General features: G+C 67.7%; 14 protein-coding genes. 2 read left to right on the forward strand and 12 right to left on the reverse strand.

Annotated features, from left to right (window positions below; translation table 11 throughout):
- Positions 1 to 8: 8 nt before the first annotated feature.
- The 9 genes from KA248_09990 to KA248_10030 all read right to left on the reverse strand — a co-directional run bounded on the left by KA248_09990 (position 9) and on the right by KA248_10030 (position 11765).
- Positions 9 to 572 carry a hypothetical protein gene (locus tag KA248_09990; GenBank protein MBP7830234.1) on the reverse strand — a complete coding sequence of 188 codons (564 nt, stop codon included), beginning with the start codon at positions 570 to 572 and terminating at the stop codon, positions 9 to 11.
- A gap of 82 nt (positions 573 to 654) precedes the next feature.
- Positions 655 to 3120 carry a hypothetical protein gene (locus tag KA248_09995; protein ID MBP7830235.1) on the reverse strand — a complete coding sequence of 822 codons (2466 nt, stop codon included), beginning with the start codon at positions 3118 to 3120 and terminating at the stop codon, positions 655 to 657.
- Complete coding sequence (locus KA248_10000; protein MBP7830236.1) at positions 3098 to 4933, reverse strand: DUF4340 domain-containing protein; 1836 nt, start codon at positions 4931 to 4933, stop codon at positions 3098 to 3100. The genes KA248_09995 and KA248_10000 overlap by 23 nt, the downstream gene beginning before the upstream one ends.
- Before the next feature lie 3 nt (positions 4934 to 4936).
- Positions 4937 to 6427: a GldG family protein gene (locus tag KA248_10005; protein MBP7830237.1), complete on the reverse strand. Its 1491-nt coding sequence runs from the start codon at positions 6425 to 6427 to the stop codon at positions 4937 to 4939.
- Positions 6428 to 7174 carry an ABC transporter permease gene (locus KA248_10010; protein MBP7830238.1) on the reverse strand — a complete coding sequence of 249 codons (747 nt, stop codon included), beginning with the start codon at positions 7172 to 7174 and terminating at the stop codon, positions 6428 to 6430. It abuts the gene before it with no gap.
- On the reverse strand, positions 7171 to 8121 hold the full coding sequence (locus tag KA248_10015) for an ATP-binding cassette domain-containing protein (protein ID MBP7830239.1): 951 nt from the start codon (positions 8119 to 8121) through the stop codon (positions 7171 to 7173). Before KA248_10015 ends, KA248_10010 begins: the two co-directional genes overlap by 4 nt.
- A gap of 3 nt (positions 8122 to 8124) precedes the next feature.
- Positions 8125 to 9486, reverse strand: a complete 1362-nt coding sequence (locus tag KA248_10020) for a trypsin-like peptidase domain-containing protein (GenBank protein ID MBP7830240.1) — start codon at positions 9484 to 9486, stop codon at positions 8125 to 8127.
- A gap of 143 nt (positions 9487 to 9629) precedes the next feature.
- Entirely contained in the window at positions 9630 to 10532 is a 903-nt protein-coding gene (locus KA248_10025) for a sugar nucleotide-binding protein (protein MBP7830241.1), read from the reverse strand.
- Positions 10533 to 10535: 3 nt separating this feature from the next.
- The gene (locus KA248_10030; protein MBP7830242.1) at positions 10536 to 11765 is read right to left on the reverse strand and encodes a methyltransferase domain-containing protein; all 1230 of its coding nucleotides are present in this window, start codon (positions 11763 to 11765) and stop codon (positions 10536 to 10538) included.
- A gap of 126 nt (positions 11766 to 11891) precedes the next feature.
- Here KA248_10030 and KA248_10035 point away from each other — a divergent pair, with 126 nt between their 5' ends.
- Together KA248_10035 and KA248_10040 are read left to right on the forward strand one after the other, a co-directional pair.
- On the forward strand, positions 11892 to 12434 hold the full coding sequence (locus KA248_10035; GenBank protein ID MBP7830243.1) for a hypothetical protein: 543 nt from the start codon (positions 11892 to 11894) through the stop codon (positions 12432 to 12434).
- A complete protein-coding gene (locus KA248_10040) occupies positions 12434 to 12967 on the forward strand; it encodes a hypothetical protein (GenBank protein MBP7830244.1) in 534 nt (177 codons plus the stop codon). Before KA248_10035 ends, KA248_10040 begins: the two co-directional genes overlap by 1 nt.
- A 24-nt stretch (positions 12968 to 12991) precedes the next feature.
- Here KA248_10040 and KA248_10045 read toward each other — a convergent pair whose 3' ends face one another.
- Genes KA248_10045 through KA248_10055 form a run of 3 tightly spaced genes read right to left on the reverse strand, consistent with a single transcriptional unit; the run spans position 12992 to position 17417 of the window.
- Entirely contained in the window at positions 12992 to 14464 is a 1473-nt protein-coding gene (locus KA248_10045; protein ID MBP7830245.1) for a hypothetical protein, read from the reverse strand.
- Positions 14461 to 15945 (reverse strand): hypothetical protein, encoded by a 1485-nt coding sequence (locus KA248_10050; protein ID MBP7830246.1) that lies wholly within the window; start codon positions 15943 to 15945, stop codon positions 14461 to 14463. The genes KA248_10045 and KA248_10050 overlap by 4 nt, the downstream gene beginning before the upstream one ends.
- Positions 15942 to 17417 (reverse strand): hypothetical protein, encoded by a 1476-nt coding sequence (locus KA248_10055; GenBank protein ID MBP7830247.1) that lies wholly within the window; start codon positions 17415 to 17417, stop codon positions 15942 to 15944. Before KA248_10055 ends, KA248_10050 begins: the two co-directional genes overlap by 4 nt.
- Positions 17418 to 17423: the final 6 nt, after the last annotated feature.

A 17423-nucleotide genomic window follows, 5' to 3' on the forward strand; every position in this document is an offset into this window, starting at 1 on the left:
ATGACCGGTCAGTACACGGCCAGTGCCAGTGCGAGGAGGAGGAGCCCCAGGCCGAAACGAAGGGCGCCCAGGAATCGGCACCGGCCGTCCGTGCGGTTAGCCCATTCCGCGACCCGACGGAAGTAGAACGGGCTCAAGACCAGTACGATCCCGGCCACGGCCCAGGCATACGCCAGGACCATGACGACCCAGCGCCAATCGGACTCGTGCCAGCGCGCCGCCCGGATAACCGGGTTGGCCAGCAGCAGCAGCAGGCCGCCCAGCGCGCGGGGCGCGAGGAGTTCGTCCATGAAGATGACGATGAGAAAGAAGGCCACCGGCGCCGCGGCGTAAATGTACGGCTTGAGCCAATCGAAGCGGCCCAGTTCCGCGTGGAGGACAATGACGGCGACCCACGCCAGGTCCAGGGCGGTCAGCAGCCAGGCGGGGCCCCGGCTGCGGGGGAACGCGGCGACCGCCCGGCGTACGGCCGGCGGCCACAACAGGCAGAGCGCGTTGATCGCCATGATCACGAGCGCGAGGGCGCAAGCGACCTGGGACAACGGGACACGGCCCTGTATCCAGTCCATCATAATGACTCCCGGCGGAAAACGGGGGGAACAATAGCGGCAGCCCGCGGCTTTGTCATGGGTATTCTGCCGCCCGCCGCGCGGCTCAATCGAAGATCAGGAAAAGTTCCTTGGGCAGATTGAGCGGGCGCCACTTGGGCTCGCTCAACGTTCCCGCCAACTTGAATTCGAGAAGTTTCGTCAGCGGCGAGGCGGCCAGGCGCAAGGCCTCCGCCACGATCCCCTCGCGCAGGGGCTGCACCTGGACGGTCATGTCGATCCGCTGATCCAGGTGGTATTCGCCCTTTCCCTTCAGGCTCAACACCGTGCCCTCCAGCATCGCCTCCTCCGTGCGAAACGCGCCGTCCTTGAGCACGTAGGTCGTGTGGAAATCCGTCTGGGTGGCGAATCCCAACCCGGGGTAGATGCGCGCCAGCCACTCCGACAGGCCGCCCATCAATGGAATTGCGAACAGCGCGCCGTCCTCTATGCGGAGGGTCCCCTCGCCCAGCGCCGTCCGGCCGCAGCCCGTCCCGACCCGGCCCTCGAGCCGGAAATCCGCGGAGAAGAGCCCTTCGTACGGCTTCTCCTCCACGCGGGCGAGGGCGGCGATGAGACGGTCGAAGCGGACGGTCTCGATCCGGCCCACCGCGTCGTACCGGAGATGGAGCGGGTCGTTCAGGGGATAAAAGGCCATGCGGCCGGTCAGCACGCCGCCGTACGCTTGCGCCTTGATATCCGTGATCTCCAGCCGCCGGTGCAGGGCGCGCACGCGGAACGCGATCTCGTCCGAGAGGGCCCAGCCCAGCCCAAAGCGCTGTCCCGTGACCCAGGCCTCGACATCCACGGGCGAGAAGCCGGCGTAGCTGACCGTGCCGCTGGCCGTGATGTGAGCGGGGCCTTCGAAGCGGTAGGACTCCAGGAATCGGCCGGGCCCGGGCCCGATCATACGCGCCACGGCGTGTGGCGCGGCCGAGCTGTCGATCTCGAAGGAAGCGGTCTGGCGGTTGAAGTCCAGTTCCAGCCACCCGCCCGCCCCGCCTTCGGGACGTACGACCTTCAGCGGGTCCAGCCGCATGACCCCACCCCGCAAGGTCAACCCGGCAGAGGCGGCGTCGAGGTCGACCCCGCGGTAGACCAGCGAGGTGGCGGCCACCTTTCCCCGGAAGGCAAATTGCCGCAGATCGTCCGCCGCGCCGGAGAATTCGAGCTCGACGTCCGGCGGGGCGTCGCCGAACTCGAACCAGTTCAGGATTTGCATTTGAGAGTCTGCGAGCAGCGGCTTGAACAGGTGCGGATGGAAGGCGCCCTTGAGTTCACCGTGAAAGGCGCGAGAGACGGCGTTGTACGTGGCCGCGGCCTTCAGCGAACCGCGCCGCGCGCCCTTGCCCATGACGCCGTCGAGTTTCTCGATCGTGACCAGGTCGCCCGACCGGCTGCCCGAGAGAAAGGCCTTTTCGACCCACACGCCTCCGCATTCCGCCTGCTCGATGGACAGCCAGCCGCCGAGATGACGCTTCATTTCAGCGAGCGGGGCCGGCCCACCCCACAGTTCCAGGGAAGCCCGGCCCTTGAGTTCGTAGCCCATGTCGCTCAACCGGGACCGCCAGGCCCGCGGCAGAATCGCGGCCCACTGGTGCAGCGACACGTCGCTGAAAAGCCGGAACTCCGCCTGGGTGTTGGCCAGGGACAGGAAACCGGACAGGCTCACCCTCGTATCCGCCTGTTTCAGGACGAGCGATTTCACCTCGGCCCGCGCGCCGGCCAAGCCGGCCTCCAGGCTGCAGCGGTCGAAGACCCCGACCGGCGTTTGCGTCCGGCGCGCCTCCAGCCGGAGGGTGGCCCGGGAGCGCGCGGGATCATCGAGTTCGATGGCGAAATCCAGACGGACCCTGGGAGGCTGGCTGAACCGAAGCTCGCGGGCCTGCTCCATGACCTTGAGCAGCCAGGGGGGGCACTCCCGGAGCAGGTCGGCACCGGATCGCCCGGTTTCCTTTTCGGGCATGCGCCGGCGGATCGTGCCGGCCGCCTGAATGCGCATGCCCCATCCCTCGGCGGAAAAGCCCTGGACCTCCACGAGGCCGGGCCGGATCTGAATCGTCGTCCGCACGTTATCCAGAGCGGCCCCTTCGGTCCGGCGGTCGGGGCCGCTCGACTGCAGGTGCAATTGCAGCCGCGCGCCGCGGATGCGCAGTCCCACGACGCCATGCCGGAGGGAAAGCCATTCCAGGACATTCAGCCCCAGCGCCACGCGGTCCGCTTCGGCTACCGGATTCGCCGCTTCCGGCGAGTCGTAGAGTCGGAACCCCTTGAGCACGACGCCGTCCTTGACGCTCAAGCGGGCCCTTCGCACCCGCGCGTGAATGCCCTGTTCCTCCAATTGCCGCAGGGCGCGGTCCACCAGCCATGAGGGGAAGCCGGCCGCGCCCAGGTAGAGCAACAGGCCGGCGGCCAGCAGGACGCCGGTTCCGAAGAGAACGGCCAGGCATCGAAAAAGGAAACGCGCCCCCCGGGAAACAAACCCGGCCCGTTTCGGGCGTGCGGGCCGATCAGGGCGCGGCGTCAGTTCCATGGTCGGCATCCCCGGGCGGCAAGGCCGGCACGATCAAGGAAGGCAGCAGGAAATCGCAATCCCGCCACCCCAGTTCGAAGATTCCTTCCTGCCCCTGGATCTTCACATAGCGGTTCGAGGTTCCCGCGGCGGCGCCGAAATAAAGCACATGACCCAGGCCCTCGGACCCTTGCAGGCCCAGTTCCAACCGGTCCGCGGAATCGCCGAAGCCGAATTCAGCCTGGGCGGCTTCCGGTTCCCCGACAAAACGTTCGGCCCGCAGTTCGCGCAGCACGGCCAGCAGATCCCGCACGGCTTCGCCATCCACCGTTCCCTCCCCGGACGCCGATTCGAACTCGCCGGCGGAGCCCCGCCGAACCGCCTGCGTTCGGCCGGCCCGGTTGACCGCGATCCGCGCCACGTCCTCCGCTTTGACGCGAAGCACTTCGCGGTCCCGGTAGAAGAACGGGTCATCGGAGACATAGAGCAGAAGGCTTTCAGGGATCTCGCCCGCTCCGCCATCCGGCTCGGCCAGGACCTGCCGGTACCCGGTTTCCGCGGCCTCGGGGCCGATTTTCAGAACAGTCTCGTCCTCTTCCGCCGCGGCGGCCGGACCCGCCTTCGTGGCCGCGGGATCCGCCTGCCGGCCCAGCCGGACGGTCAGGGCCGGCGACACGGCCGCCCCGGCGGACGGCGGCAGGAACTTTCGGATGACGGGCGCGGTCCACACGGAGAGGAATTCCCGGACGCGCTCCTCGTCCGCTTTCCAGCGCCGGGGTTCGGTCAGCCGCCACGCCCCCTGTTCCTGCCGGAGTTCCAGCCGGCGCTCCCCGCTTTCGATGACCACGCGGCGGATATCCCGGGCCTCCATCGTGGTCAGCTTCCGGTCGCGCAGATCATCGAGGGTGACCTTCAGCGGGTCCAGCTGGGCGGCCTCCACCATGCCGGCCGATTCGTCCGGCCGGCTCAACGTGTAGAACCGGGCGCCGCCGCGGTCCACCGGATCGCCCACCAGGACGGACGCCTCCCCGCCCCCGCCGTCCAGCGTCACGCCGACCCGGAGCGTGGGCTCGTCGAAGCCGTAGGCCGCCGCTTCCCGGGTTCCGTCCGGCAGAAAATCGGCCGCCCGCAACAGGAACAGCTGTTCCAGGAAGCGCTGGACCGCCGCCGGGGCCGCGCGGGCGGACACCGGCTGCTGGATGACCCAGCGGCCGCGTTCGCCGCGGGCGATCTGAATGAAGACGCTGCCGCGCCGGATTTCCAGCCGCTGCACCCGCTCCGGCGCGCCGGGCAGCAAGGCCCGGTCGCGCAGCACGGAAACCGACGCCGGCAGAAGATCCAGCAACCCGCGGCCCACCGCGACGATGTCCGCCCGGCCCTCTTCCTGTATATAGACGGCATCGCCCAGCGGCGCCTCGCGGCCGATCCGGATCGCCCGCCGGTGGTAGGCATTGCCCAGCACCAGGCGATGGCGGAAGGGATCGAGGCCGTATTCAGCCGCGCCCGTTCCCCGGCTCTTCTGGTCCCGGGCGGTGATGACCTCGCCCCGCCGCAGGCCCTGCAATCCATAGAGAATATGCTCCACGGCTCCGGCATCGGCCCGCGCCCGGAACGGCCGGGCCAGCATCCACCGCCCGCCCTCCCGAACGCACTCGACCAGGAGATTGCTGGACTGGAGTTCCATGAACGAGATGTCCTCGGCCCGGAATTCCAGGGCGCGGCGGGCGGCCTCGACCCGCTCCCGCGTGGAGCGGGACTCGCGCTCGAAGCGGTAGATGAGCGTCCCCACGAGGAGGACGGCCAGCAGGAGGATCCAGGTGGTGCGGAACTTCATCGGTCAGGCCCTCCGCCGCCACCAGGCCAGCACGCCGAGCACGGCGGGCATCGCGGGGATGACCCCGACAACCAACCAGAACAAGCCGCGCAACTGGCGCTGGGTCATATAGAGCCGGCTCTCCTCGACGGGCTTGGCGGCGATCGCCATCAATTCGCCGCGCTCGAGCAGCCAGTTGAGGGCGCCGAGGAAAAAGTCTTCGTTCGCACCGGTCATCGCCCCGTTGGCCGCGAAGTCCGAATCGCCGATCACGACCAGGCGCGTGGGGCGGATCTGGACATCGATCCCGGGCACGGGCCCCCTCTCCACCGCCACGGCCACGGACACCGGCCCGGGCCGGTCCCGTTCGGGATCGTAGCGCATCGGGTTCTGGCCGCTGTCCGTCTCGGCCCAACCGGACTCCGTGCACGCGGCGAGCGGTTCCACGGACGGCCGGTCGGCCGGATCCCCCGCCGGCTCCCCGTCGAGCGGTTCGACCGACCGCGGCAGATACAAGACGGTGCTCAATCCGCCCAGCGGCCGGGTGATGGGATGGGGCTCGTACTCGGTGATGAACAGTTCGCGGCCCGTCAGCGTCCGGGTGGCGTCCAGCACGACATCGCTGACGAGCCGTACGCCCCATTTCTCGCAGAGGGGTTCCAACCCCGTCACGGTCGCCGCGTCCAGCAGCAACAGCAGGCGGCCCTGCCGCTCCAGGTAATCGCGCAGCACGTCCAGTTCCGCCGGGGACAGGGCCTTCTGCGGTCCGGCGATCACCACGGCCGAGGCGTCCTCGGGAATGGCCGGGACCTGCCCGAGAACGAGGGGTTTGACCTCGGCATGGTCGCGGCGGACGAGTTCGGCGATGCTCGAATAGCCTACGCCGCGCTCGTAGCTGTCGATCTCCCGTTCGCCGTGGCCCTGAAGGAAATACACGACCGGCTGGCGGGCCTGGCTGATGCTGTAGATCGCGGACGAAAAGGCCTGTTCCCCCTTGAAGGCCCGGCGGCGCGGGCGCTCCCCGCCCATGACCGCATCGTAGTCGTAATCGGCCAGTTCGGCCGTGCGTACGTACTTGCGCCGGCCGCCGTGGTCGAAGACGATGACGTTGGCCTCCTTGACCTCGTACCGCCGCATCAGCTCCTCGGTCCGGGCCAGGTCGCGGTCGGGGTCCACCCGCTCGACGCGAATCCACGGCGAGGCCACCTCGTACTCGGTCAGCAGGTGCACCACGTCCTCGAACACCTCCTGGCCCGGCTGGAGGAAGACGACGACCTCGACGGTGCCGGTCAGCCCGCCCAGCAGGCTCCGGGTCTTCTCGGAGAGCGTGTAGAAGCGCGACCGGCTCCAATCCGCCCGGGCGTAATGGCGGAAGGACAGGTAGTTGAGCATCAGGACCAGGACGGCCGCGAGCGCCAGCGCCAGCGCGGTATTGAGCCGCAGCACCGCGCGGCGGAAAGCGCCCTGTGATACCGGCGACGTCCTCCCGGACGGCGTTGTAGCGGGCGTGTCCATCTATTTCCACCGCCTCGATTCAAGGGTTCGGACCGCCGCGAACAGCACCAGCGCCGTGAGCGTCGCGTACAGTACGATCGGCCGCGTATCCACGACACCCCGCGCAAAATCCAGCATGTGCGAGACGGAGGAGATGTAGCCGAACGCATCGCGCGCCGCCTCGGTGCGCGCCAGGTAGGCGAAGAAGCCGACGAAGAACGAGAGGCCGATCGCGGCGAAGCACGCGATCGCCGCCATGATCTGGCTGGAGGCCAGCGCGGAGCACAGCACGCCCACGGCCAGGTACAACGCGCCGACCAGCATCGCGCCGAGGTACCCGCCCATCATCGGGCCCAGGTCCACCGAGGCCGCCAGCGGGCTGAAGACATGAAGGATCACGGCGTAGGCGGCCGTCGGGACCCACAGGATCAGGTAGAAGCCGAGGGCGCCGAAGTACTTGGCCAGGACGACCGCGGCATCCGAGACCGGGGCCGTCATGAGCGTCTCGAGCGTCCCCGCGGTTTTCTCTTCCGTGAAGAGCCGCATGGTGAGCACCGGGGTTGTGATCAGCAGAACGATCCAGAAAAAGAGCGAACCGAACAGCTCCTGCATCACCGAGGTCCCGCCCGGCCCCTCGACCAGGGCGTGGACCAGCAGCCAGAAGCTGAACCCGAACACGAGCAGGAAGAAGATCATGACGACGTAGGCCAGCGGGGAAAAGAAATAGGCCGCCAACTCCTTTCGCCAGAGGGTCAGGAAGGTTTTCACGACCGGCCCTCCCCCGACGCCGTGCCGGTCAGGCTGACGAATACCTCTTCCAGGGTGTTCCGGTCCTGCCGGAGCTCGCGCAACGGCCAGCGGTTCCGCGCGGCCAGTTCGAACACCGACGGCCGCACGTCCGTCCCGTGCGCGCCCTCGACCAGGTAGCGCCGCCACGCGCCGTCCTCCAGGTCGAGCCGGACCCCGCGCACGTCGGGCAGCGCCTGCAGGGCGCCTTGCACCTCGTCCGGCGGGCCGGCCATTTCCACCACCACGCGGGCGCCGGCCTGCAGCCGCTCCCGCAACCGGTCCGGCGAGTCGGAGGCCACGATCCGGCCCCGGTTTATGATCAGCACGCGCCGGCAGGTCGCCTCGACCTCGGAGAGAACGTGGGTGGAGAGCAGGATCGTATGCCGCTTGGCGAGGTCCTTGATCAGCTCGCGCACCTGGATCACCTGCGCGGGATCCAGGCCCAGCGTGGGCTCGTCGAGGATCAGCAGCTCGGGCTCGTGCACCAGGCAGTCGGCCAGGCCCACGCGCTGCCGGTAGCCGCGCGAGAGCTGCCCGATGAGGCGCCGCCCGGCGTCCTTCAGGCCGCAGCGCTCCTTGACGTCCTGCACGCGGCGCCGGCAGGCGGAGGGCGGCACGCCCTTGAGCCGCGCACGGAACCGAAGGTACTCATCCACGCGCATCTCGGCGTAGAGCGGAGCGTTTTCCGGCAGGTAACCGATCCGCCGGCGGACTTCCAGGGAATCGCGGAACACGTCGAAGCCCGCGACCTCGACCGAGCCCGCGGTGGCCGGGAAGAAACAGGACAGGATGCGCAGGGTCGTTGTCTTGCCCGCTCCGTTTTCGCCCAGGAAGCCCACGACCTCGCCGCGCTCGATGCGGAACGAGACGTCGTCCACCGCGATGCAGCCCGCGAAACGCTTGGTGAGATGCGACACCCGGATCATGGCTTACTCCGCGTTCATCCGGACCTGGGAGCTCTGGGCGATCAGGTACGGGCCGCTTTCCTCCAGGTGGACCACCGTCAGGAGGGTCGCGTCGCCCGGGCGCACGAACTCGAGGGCCAGGCCGACGTCCTCCAGCGAGTTGATCTGCGCCTCGTTGATGCGGGCCACGTACAGCCCGGGCCGAAGGCCGGCCTTCTGCGCGGCGCCCTCCGGCACGATCTCCGAAATCGCTACGCCGTTCCCGAACGGGGCGCGCCCCTTTTCCGGCCCGAACGGCCGCTCGACCAGGTCCAGGCCCAACCGGCGATGCGCCAGCTTCCCGCCGGCCGGCTTGGGCAGCGCGGCGACGGTCACGGCCACGGTCTCCGCCCGCCCGTCGCGCTCGAGGCCCACGTCGACGGTCGAGCCGACGCCGTACGGCAGGAGGGCCTTGTGAAAATCGTACAGGTCGCGCACCGGCTCACCGGCGACGGACCGGATGAGATCTCCCGCGCGCAGGCGCTCGTCAACGGGCAGTTCCGGCAGGGCCCCGGGGGGCACCACGCGCAGCGCGCCGTTCGTCTGGTCGGCCTCGAATCCCAACCACCGCTTGCCCTGGAGCCGCGGGGCGAGCCAGCGCGCGAGCAGATCCCGCACGCGGCGCACGGGCACGGCAAACCCGATGTTCTGCGCCTCCTGGTAGATGGCGACGTTGATGCCGATCATCTCGCCGTCGGCGTTGAGCAGCGGCCCGCCCGAACTCCCCGGGTTCACGGCGGCGTCCGTCTGGAGGATGTCGCGGTAGAGCACCTCGCCCTTGTAGCGCGCCTCGCGGTTCTTGGCCGAGAGGACGCCGACGGTGACGGTTTGCGCGAGGCCGAACGGGTTGCCGAGCGCGATGACCGTCTCGCCGAGCATCAGGTCGTCTTCCCGCGCGAACTCGACGGGGGCCAGGGGCCGGACCGGCTCGATCTTCAGGAGGGCCAGGTCGCTGACCTCGTCGCCCGCCAGGAACACGGCGTCGTAGGTGCTTTCGTCCGCCAGGGTCACCCGGATGCGCGAGGCCCGCTCCACCACGTGAAAATTGGTCAGGATGAAGCCGGTCGGGTCGATGATGACGCCCGAGCCCAGGGAGTGCCGCACGCGCGGGGTGGCCGGACCCGTGAAGAACTCCTGGTAGAACTGGTCGAACAGGTCCCCGCGGAAACGCCGGAAGGGGTCCGTGTGGCGGACGGTTACGAGCTGCTCGGTGCCGATGTTCACCACCCCGGGCATGGCCCTTTCCACCGCCTCGACCACGGGGGTGCGGCGGTTGGAGAAAGCGAGGGCCCGCCCCGGGACGGCCAGGGCCAGGGCACACGCGGCTATGACGATTTTTCGAGCCATTTCATTTCAGGCGCCGGCGCGTGCGCCAGGTCTTTCCTCGTGCGCACCGTTTCCATTCTGGATATCAGCCGGCCGCACGCGAGTCAAGCGACCCCGCCGCCGGCGGACCATCGAGCCGGTCATGGCGGCTCCGTTCGATGGCGTCATGAGACCGGGGGGAGGCGTTGCATGAAGGCCAGGATGCTCTCCCGCACGGAGGTGAAGCGGAAATTCGCCGCCTTCTGGAAACGGGTGGAGTCGAGATAGGTCTTTTCCGGCCGCAGGTCGATGAACTTCAGCTCCTCCTGGGTCTTGCACACGATCCGGGCCCGCTGGCCGAGCATCCGGAAGAACTGCCGGGCCAGTTCCTCGCGCGTGAAGTACTCCGGGTTCGCGATGTTGTAGACGCCGGTCAACCCCAGCTCGCAGCCGGCCTGGATGGCGCGGGCGACGTCCCGCACGTTGGTCGGGGAAAACAACTGGTTGGCAATGCACATGATCGGCTTGCCCTGGAGATGCCACTGGTACCACTCGGTGAACATCTGGTACTCGGCGGGATCATCGCCGATCACCTTGTCCAGGCGGTAGTGGAGCGTTTCGGGACGATGGGCGGCGCAGTATTCCTCGACCTCCGCCTTGTGGCGTCCGTACTCGTTGATCGGGGCGTGGGGCTCGTCGTCCGCGTAATAGCCCGAGACGCCGTCATAGGCGAATCCCGAGGTCATGCAGATCGGCCGGGCGCCCATCGCGAAGGCGTCCTCGATCAGCCGGATGGTGCCGATCACGTTGATCTGGTAGCTCAACTCCCGATCGAGGAAGCAGCGGTCCGGCTGCGCCATGGCCGCGCAATTGACCACGTGCGTAGGCCGGCCGGCGCCGCCCATGATCTCGTCCACCCGGTCCGACAGGCGGTCCCGGACGATGTCGAAACCCTGCAGGCCGTCGTCCCGCCCGCGCATGCGCGTGCCGACGACCTTCCAGCCCAGGCCCCGCAGGTGGCGCAGGGCGTGCCCGCCGACGAATCCCGAGGCCCCGACGACCAGCACAACTGGATGCGATGCGCCCATGGTTCAGATTTTCAGCGCGTGCCGGCTCGACGGATTGATGGACGAGAAGGTCCCGCCGCGCTCCGTAAACGCCCGGTTCCGGGCGATGACCTTGTCCTCCGCCTCCGGGCTCAAGCTCATGAGGCACAATTTCACGTCCTCCGAAAGCAGCGCCTCCGAGCCCCGGATCGGCAGCCGCGACCCCGGCATGAAAAGCCCTTTCTTCTTCGGATGATCGTCCACGACAAAATCAATGACATCCGCGAGGTCCAGGATGTTGATGTACGTGCACGCGAGGTGCCCGGCCCCGAACAGGGCGATCTTCCCGCCGCCCGCACGATACCGGCCGAAAAGCTCGCGAATCTTCCGCTTCTGCCCGTTCAGCCCGTCGACGAACCGGCGGGCCTTCGCCCGCTCCTGCTCCAGCGTGGCGGGGTCCGGAAACGCGTCCTCGCCCCCGGGGCGTTCGTCCACCTGGACGACGGCGACCAGCGAGTTCTCGAACGGGTACGGGAAGCATTCGTAGTGCACCAGCTTGAAGCCCGCGATGGCCAGGTTGCGCTTGAAGGTCTCGGGCGTGAAGTAGACGATATGCTCCTCCCAGAGGATGGCCGCGTCGACGTTGTCGAGGGCGCGGGTGCAGTCCGGTACCTCGACCACGACGAACCCGCCGGGGTAAAGAAGGCACTTCAGGCCGGCCAGGAAATCGCGCATGCGGTGCGAGTGCTCGAGGACCTGGCGCCCGATCACCATGTCCGAGCGGCCGCGGCCGTGGGTGATGTGGATCGCACCGGCCGGCGAAATGCGGCCCTGGAGCAGTTCCACGCTGGCCCCCGTGCTCTCCATGGCCAGGTCGCGGTGGGCGTCGAGCCGCCACGTGTAGCGGTGCCCGCGCTCGCGCAGCCGCCGGAGGAGCGAGTCGTCCTTGTAACTCACCCCCGCGATCACGCCCCGCTTGAGCAGCCCCGGGAGCCCGGACAGGATGTCCGCCAGGCGGTCCAGGTGGCCCTCGGGTTCGTTGTACACGATCCAGTCATACGGCGGCACGATCTCCTCGGCCGGCACAGGGTTCAGCAACTGGAGCAGGCCGCACGCGCCGCATTGCCCGAGGACCATGGGATGCTTGAATTCCCCGCCGTCGGGGCTGGCCAGGTAGCGGTTGCAGATCGGTTGCGGGCCGAAATCCGCGAGTTCCCGCACGGCGGGGCGCGCGCACAGGCAGCACTCGGTTGCTTGGATGTCGCCTTGGGCCATGCTTGGATTCCCACTTCGTGACGGGCGCGGATAGTACACGGGCCCCGCGGGTTTGTCCACCTTGTGCGCGCGGCGAGAGGCTGCTACAGTCTGTCCGTCCGCCGGGGCGGGACGGCGGGAAACAGGATGAAAGGATTGTTGATTTCAGCGTTCGTGCTGGCCGGGTACGTGGTCTCGGTATGGATCACCGCGCACCTCGTCCGCGTGGAGCGCTACTCCAAGCTCTTCTTTTCCCTGTTCGCCGCCTGGACGCCGCTCTACTTCCTCGCCTACTTCGCCACGCCGGACCACGTCTGGGTCCTGCCCGAGTCCTGGAGCCGGGTCCCCTGGAAGCTGGACGCGGCCTTCGGGTTCGTGGTGTTCGGGTTGAACATGCATAACGTTATGGACTTCTTCTTCGGGGTCAACGGCGGGTTCTCCACCTGCCTGCTGCTCGAGATCCTCCGCTCCGGGAAAAAGGGGCTTTCCACGGAAGAGATCATCGCCAAGTTCCAAACGCCCGACGGGGCGGACAAGATCTACGCCTGGCGCCTGCCGCGCCTCGCGGAAACCGGGTACATCGCCGTGGACCCGGCCTCCGGCGACTGCCGCCTGACGCCCAAGGGCGTCTGGGCGGCGCGGATCGCGTGGGTCGGCAAGAAAATCCTCAACCTCGGGATGGGCGGCTGATGTTCACCCGCGGCCTGCTGACGGCTATCGTGGTTTCGCTGGCCTGGATGGTCCTCCACCTGGCGGCCATGCACGTACGCCCGGCGCGCAACCGGTTCTACGCGATGCTGGCCGCCTGGCTCGCGAGCCTCCCCTTCGTGTTCGCCGTCTACCGCTGGCTCCCCTTGCCCGCGGACGCGCTGTCCGTCGGCGACGGCTGGTTCGGCCTCGGTTTGTTTCACGCCTACCTGCTCCACCTGCTCCTGTTCTTCCTGTTCGTCGAGTTCTTCTACCACGTGGAGCGCTCGGTGACGCTGCGGTTTCTCGTGATGATGCTGAAGGCGCCCCGGCACACCGCGCATCCCGCCGACGTGCAGCAGGATTACTCGCTGGACGACATGATCACCCGCCGCCTCGCGGATCTCGAACAGAACCGGTTCATCGAGAAGCGCGAGGGCCGCTGGCACGACCGGGCGCGGGGCGCGATCATCGCGGTCATCATGGGAGCCTCCTCGTGGCTGTTCCGATCCAAGACCCAGAGCGAGCGCCTATGAATCCGCCGGGCCGCGGGGCCGGGTTCAGGGTTCCCGATCCCGAAAGTACAAATAGCACAGCTCGTCCGTCCCGCGGACCGTGTCGTCCACCTTGAAGACGGGCCGGTATCCGGGGGGGACGTTTTTCAGCGGCTTGTCGGTCAGCAACAGCAGGGGGTGGCCGGCGGGGACTTGCTGCTCCAGCAGGCCGACCGCTTCCTCGTGGGACAAATCGTTCGCGCGCCGATGCAGGGCGTCCTGCCGCACGTAGGTCACCCACTCGCCGATCCCGATGTACCAGAATTTCTTGCCCGGGAAATAGGGCGCGATGGAACTCACGTGGGCATACCGATGCGCCGCCACCGGGTAGCCCGCCAGCCCCTCCTGACTGATCATATCCGCCATGCGCCGGGTCCCGGAAAAATCGTTCGCGCGATCCATGACGTGCAGCTTCCAACTGCTGTGGAGCGAAAAGACCAGGCACAGGTTCAGCGACCACAGCAGGATATGCCGGCGTCGTCCGAAATCCGTGCGGCACGGGAACCGGGCCCACTCGGCCTCCTCCTGCGCGGTCCAGAGAGCGAAGACCCCGCCCAGGAGAAACAACCCGTAGTGGCGCGAGAGCGCGCTGGTAAGCCAGAGCAGAAGGCACATCCCGACGGCGTGCGCGGTGAAGTAAAACAGGGACCGGGGCCGGGTCGACAACGTCCAGAAAAGGAACAGCCATACCGCCAGCGCGGGCGGCAGGAAATATTCGTAGACGTTCTGCACGCCCGGCAACAGCGCCGAGGTCAGCCCCCGCAGCATCACGGTCGGCGGGTTGCTCCACATGAAGGCCCCCCCGTGCATGTTGTCCGCCGGCGGGCGGAACCAATCGAACTGCCACGCCAGGGCCAGCGCGCCTGCCGCCATCAGCCCCAGGGAGAGAACGTGGCCCCGGTCCCATCTCCGCCCGCGCAGGGTTTCCCAGGCGAACGCCGCGGCCAGCGCGGCGGCGAGGAAGAACATGTGCAGGTTGCTGTTGAACAGCAGCGCGACCAGCGCGCCGTGCAACCACGGCCGGGCGTGCCGCTCGGGATAGCGCCACGCGATCAGGAACAGCAGCAGGATCCCGATCGCGTAGACCCGGCTCTCGACCGCGTACATCCAGAACATCCAGAACGAAAACACCAGCAGCGCCCGCGTCAGCCGCGGCAGCGGCGCGAAGCGGAGCACAAGGAACGCGTTGGCGACGGCGATCAGGCCGTGCAGCAGGCCCATGCTCGAATACGGCAGGTCCAGCCGGACCAGCGGCCGGACCATCAGGTACCACAGCGCCGGGTGGGCCTGGTACCGCAGCAGCTCAAACGTCTCGCGCAGCGACGCGTCCCGCCCGATCAGCCACGTCTGCGCCTCGTCCCGCCATGGCTCGTGGGCGCGGATCGTCCCCAGCACCAGCCAGGCAAACAGCGCCGTCAGGGCCAGCGCAAAGACGGTCTCCTTTCCCCAAAGGCGGGAGAGCGATCCCCACCCTCTCACGGCCCCTCCCCGCGCGGCGTCGGCTCCCGGAAATACAGGTAGCAAACTTCATCCGCGCGCCATACCCGGTCGTCCACTTTATGGAGTGCGCGAAACCCGGGAGGAAGGACCGCAAAAGGGACATCCGTCAGCAGCAACAGCGGCTCTCGTGCAAGATCCTGCTCCGCCAGTATCCGGAGGGCTTCGTCATGGGACAGGGCATGGGCGCGCTGATGGCGGCGATCCTGGCGCACGTACGTCGCCCACTCGCCGATCCCAATGTACCAGAACTTCTTTCCGGGGAAATACGCGGCGATGGCGCTCAAGTGGGCATAGCGATGCGCGGCCACCGGATGGGCGGCCAGGCCCTCGAGCCGGATGTACTCGGCCATCCGCCGCGTCCCGGAATACTCCATACTCCGGTCCATGACGTGCATTTTCCATCCTTCATGCAGCGAAAGAATAAGGCCTACATTCAGCGCCACGACAGCCCACGTCCACCGGCGTCCGAATTCGGGCAGAAAACGCGGGACGAATGAATCCCCGTGGTCCCGCGAGATCCACATGGCGAAGACGGCCCCCAGCAGGAATAAGCCGCTATGCCGCAACTGCGCGGTGGTCCACCACAGGAGCAGGCTCATGCCCGTCACGTGAACGAGCAGGATCCCCAAAGGCGCCGGCCGGGTCAGCAGGGCATAGAAGCAAAGCAACAGCAGGGCCAGCGCCGGCGGGATCCAATACGCGTAGGTGTCTCCCGCGCCTGGGAAAATAGCCGTGGCGATTCCCCGCAGGATCACCGCCGAATTACTGTTCCATGCGTAGGCCCCCCCGTGCATGTTGTCCGCCGGCGGGCGGAACCAATCGAACTGCCACGCCAGGGCCAGCGCGCCTGCCGCCATCAGCCCCAGGGAGAGAACGTGGCCCCGGTCCCATCTCCGCCCGCGCAGGGTTTCCCAGGCGAACGCCGCGGCCAGCGCGGCGGCGAGGAAGAACATGTGCAGGTTGCTGTTGAACAGCAGCGCGACCAGCGCGCCGTGCAACCACGGCCGGGCGTGCCGCTCGGGATAGCGCCACGCGATCAGGAACAGCAGCAGGATCCCGATCGCGTAGACCCGGCTCTCGACCGCGTACATCCAGAACATCCAGAACGAAAACACCAGCAGCGCCCGCGTCAGCCGCGGCAGCGGCGCGAAGCGGAGCACAAGGAACGCGTTGGCGACGGCGATCAGGCCGTGCAGCAGGCCCATGCTCGAATACGGCAGGTCCAGCCGGACCAGCGGCCGGACCATCAGGTACCACAGCGCCGGGTGGGCCTGGTACCGCAGCAGCTCAAACGTCTCGCGCAGCGACGCGTCCCGCCCGATCAGCCACGTCTGCGCCTCGTCCCGCCACGGCTCGTGCTGGCGCAGGGTGCCGAACAACAGCACGGCAAATAGCCCCGTCAAAAGAAGGGCGAAGAGCTTTTCGCTCCGCCATGACCGGTGAAGTGCGTCGCGACTCATCGGGATTCGGGTTCCCACAAATAAAGAAAGCAAATCTCATCCGACCCCCGGACCGTTTCGTACACCCGGAAGACCGGCCGGATATTGGGCGGGGGAAATCGGAAAGGGAGATCGGTCAGCAACAACAGCGGGGTTTGCGCGATGTCCTGCCGCGACAGCATTTGCAGGGCCTCCTCATGGGTCATGGCGTGGGCCTTGACATGCCGGGTGTCCTGCCGCACGTAGGTCGCCCACTCGCCGATCCCGATGTACCAGAATTTCTTTCCCGGGAAGTAGGGCGCGATGGAACTCAAGTTCCCGTAACGATGGACCGCGATCGGATACCCGGCCAGGCCCTCCCGGATGATGTATTCCGCCATGCGCCGCGTCCCGGAAAAGTCATACGTCCGGTCCATGGCGTGCATCTTCCACGCCTGCCACAGGGAGAACGCCAGGCCCGCATTCAGGGCCCAAAGAAAAAGTTTCGAACGGCGCTTGAAATCCGGCAGGCGCGGAATGCGCCAGCGCCTGGCCTCCTCGTACGATTCCGCCACCCACAGGACAAACACCCATCCCAGGATAAACAGGCCGGCATGCCGCGAAGCCGCGGTGGTCCGCCAGATCAGGAGGCACATCCCGACCAGGTGTACGGCCGCCAGCCACAAGCCCATCGGCCGGGTCAACAGCGCAAAGAAAAGCAGCAGCACAATCGCCAGGGCAACCGGGGTCAGTATGGCTCGGAAAGCCTGCCCTCCAGGGAAAAACGCGGTCAGGATGCCCGTCAGGATCTCGGCCGGTTGGCTGGCCCACGCCAGCGAACCGGCATGCAGGTTGTCCGCCGGCGCGCGGAACCAGTCGAACTGCCACGCCAGCGCCAGTGCGCCCGCGGCCATGAGCGCCAGCGCCAGCACGTGCCCGGCGTCCCCCCGGCGCCCGCGCCATGTTTCCCAGGCGAAGGCCGCGGACAGCGCCCCCGCCAGGGGCACCATGAAAAGATTGCTGCTGAACATCAGGGCGATCAGCGCGCCGTGCAGCCAGGGCCGGGCATGCCGTTCGGGATACCGCCACGCAATCAGGAACAGCAGGAGAAGGCCCGCGGCATAGATACGGCTTTCGATCGCGTACATCCAGACCATCCAGAAGGAAAAGACCAGAAGGCCGCGCGTGAGCCGGGGGAACGGCGCGAAGCGCAGGACCAGGAACGCGCTGGCGATGGCGATCACGCCGTGCAGAAGCCCCATGGTGGAATACGGCAATCCCAGCCGTGCCAGCGGCCGGATCATCAGGTACCACAAGCCGGGGTGTCCCTGGTAATTCAACTGGGACCCCATCTCGACCAATGAGGCGTCCCGGTTGATCAGCCACGTCTGTGCCTCGTCGCGCCACGGCTCGTGGACCCGGATCGTCCCCAGCACCAGCCAGGCGTACAGCACCGTCAGCAGCAGGGCGAAAACCTCCTCGCGGCGCCAGAACGGGGATTCGCTCTCTTTCATGACCCG

This window comes from Kiritimatiellia bacterium (assembly GCA_018001225.1).
Taxonomy (GTDB): Bacteria; Verrucomicrobiota; Kiritimatiellia; order CAIQIC01; family JAGNIJ01; genus JAGNIJ01.

Excerpts from the sequence above, each read along its gene's own strand:
- KA248_09990 (MBP7830234.1), bottom strand. The coding sequence starts at position 572 with ATGATGGACTGGATACAGGGCCGTGTCCCGTTGTCCCAGGTCGCTTGC.
- KA248_09995 (MBP7830235.1), bottom strand. The coding sequence starts at position 3,120 with ATGGAACTGACGCCGCGCCCTGATCGGCCCGCACGCCCGAAACGGGCC.
- KA248_10000 (MBP7830236.1), bottom strand. The coding sequence starts at position 4,933 with ATGAAGTTCCGCACCACCTGGATCCTCCTGCTGGCCGTCCTCCTCGTG.
- KA248_10005 (MBP7830237.1), bottom strand. The coding sequence starts at position 6,427 with ATGGACACGCCCGCTACAACGCCGTCCGGGAGGACGTCGCCGGTATCA.
- KA248_10015 (MBP7830239.1), bottom strand. The coding sequence starts at position 8,121 with ATGATCCGGGTGTCGCATCTCACCAAGCGTTTCGCGGGCTGCATCGCG.
- KA248_10020 (MBP7830240.1), bottom strand. The coding sequence starts at position 9,486 with ATGGCTCGAAAAATCGTCATAGCCGCGTGTGCCCTGGCCCTGGCCGTC.
- KA248_10025 (MBP7830241.1), bottom strand. The coding sequence starts at position 10,532 with ATGGGCGCATCGCATCCAGTTGTGCTGGTCGTCGGGGCCTCGGGATTC.
- KA248_10030 (MBP7830242.1), bottom strand. The coding sequence starts at position 11,765 with ATGGCCCAAGGCGACATCCAAGCAACCGAGTGCTGCCTGTGCGCGCGC.
- KA248_10035 (MBP7830243.1), top strand. The coding sequence starts at position 11,892 with ATGAAAGGATTGTTGATTTCAGCGTTCGTGCTGGCCGGGTACGTGGTC.
- KA248_10040 (MBP7830244.1), top strand. The coding sequence starts at position 12,434 with ATGTTCACCCGCGGCCTGCTGACGGCTATCGTGGTTTCGCTGGCCTGG.
- KA248_10050 (MBP7830246.1), bottom strand. The coding sequence starts at position 15,945 with ATGAGTCGCGACGCACTTCACCGGTCATGGCGGAGCGAAAAGCTCTTC.
- KA248_10055 (MBP7830247.1), bottom strand. The coding sequence starts at position 17,417 with ATGAAAGAGAGCGAATCCCCGTTCTGGCGCCGCGAGGAGGTTTTCGCC.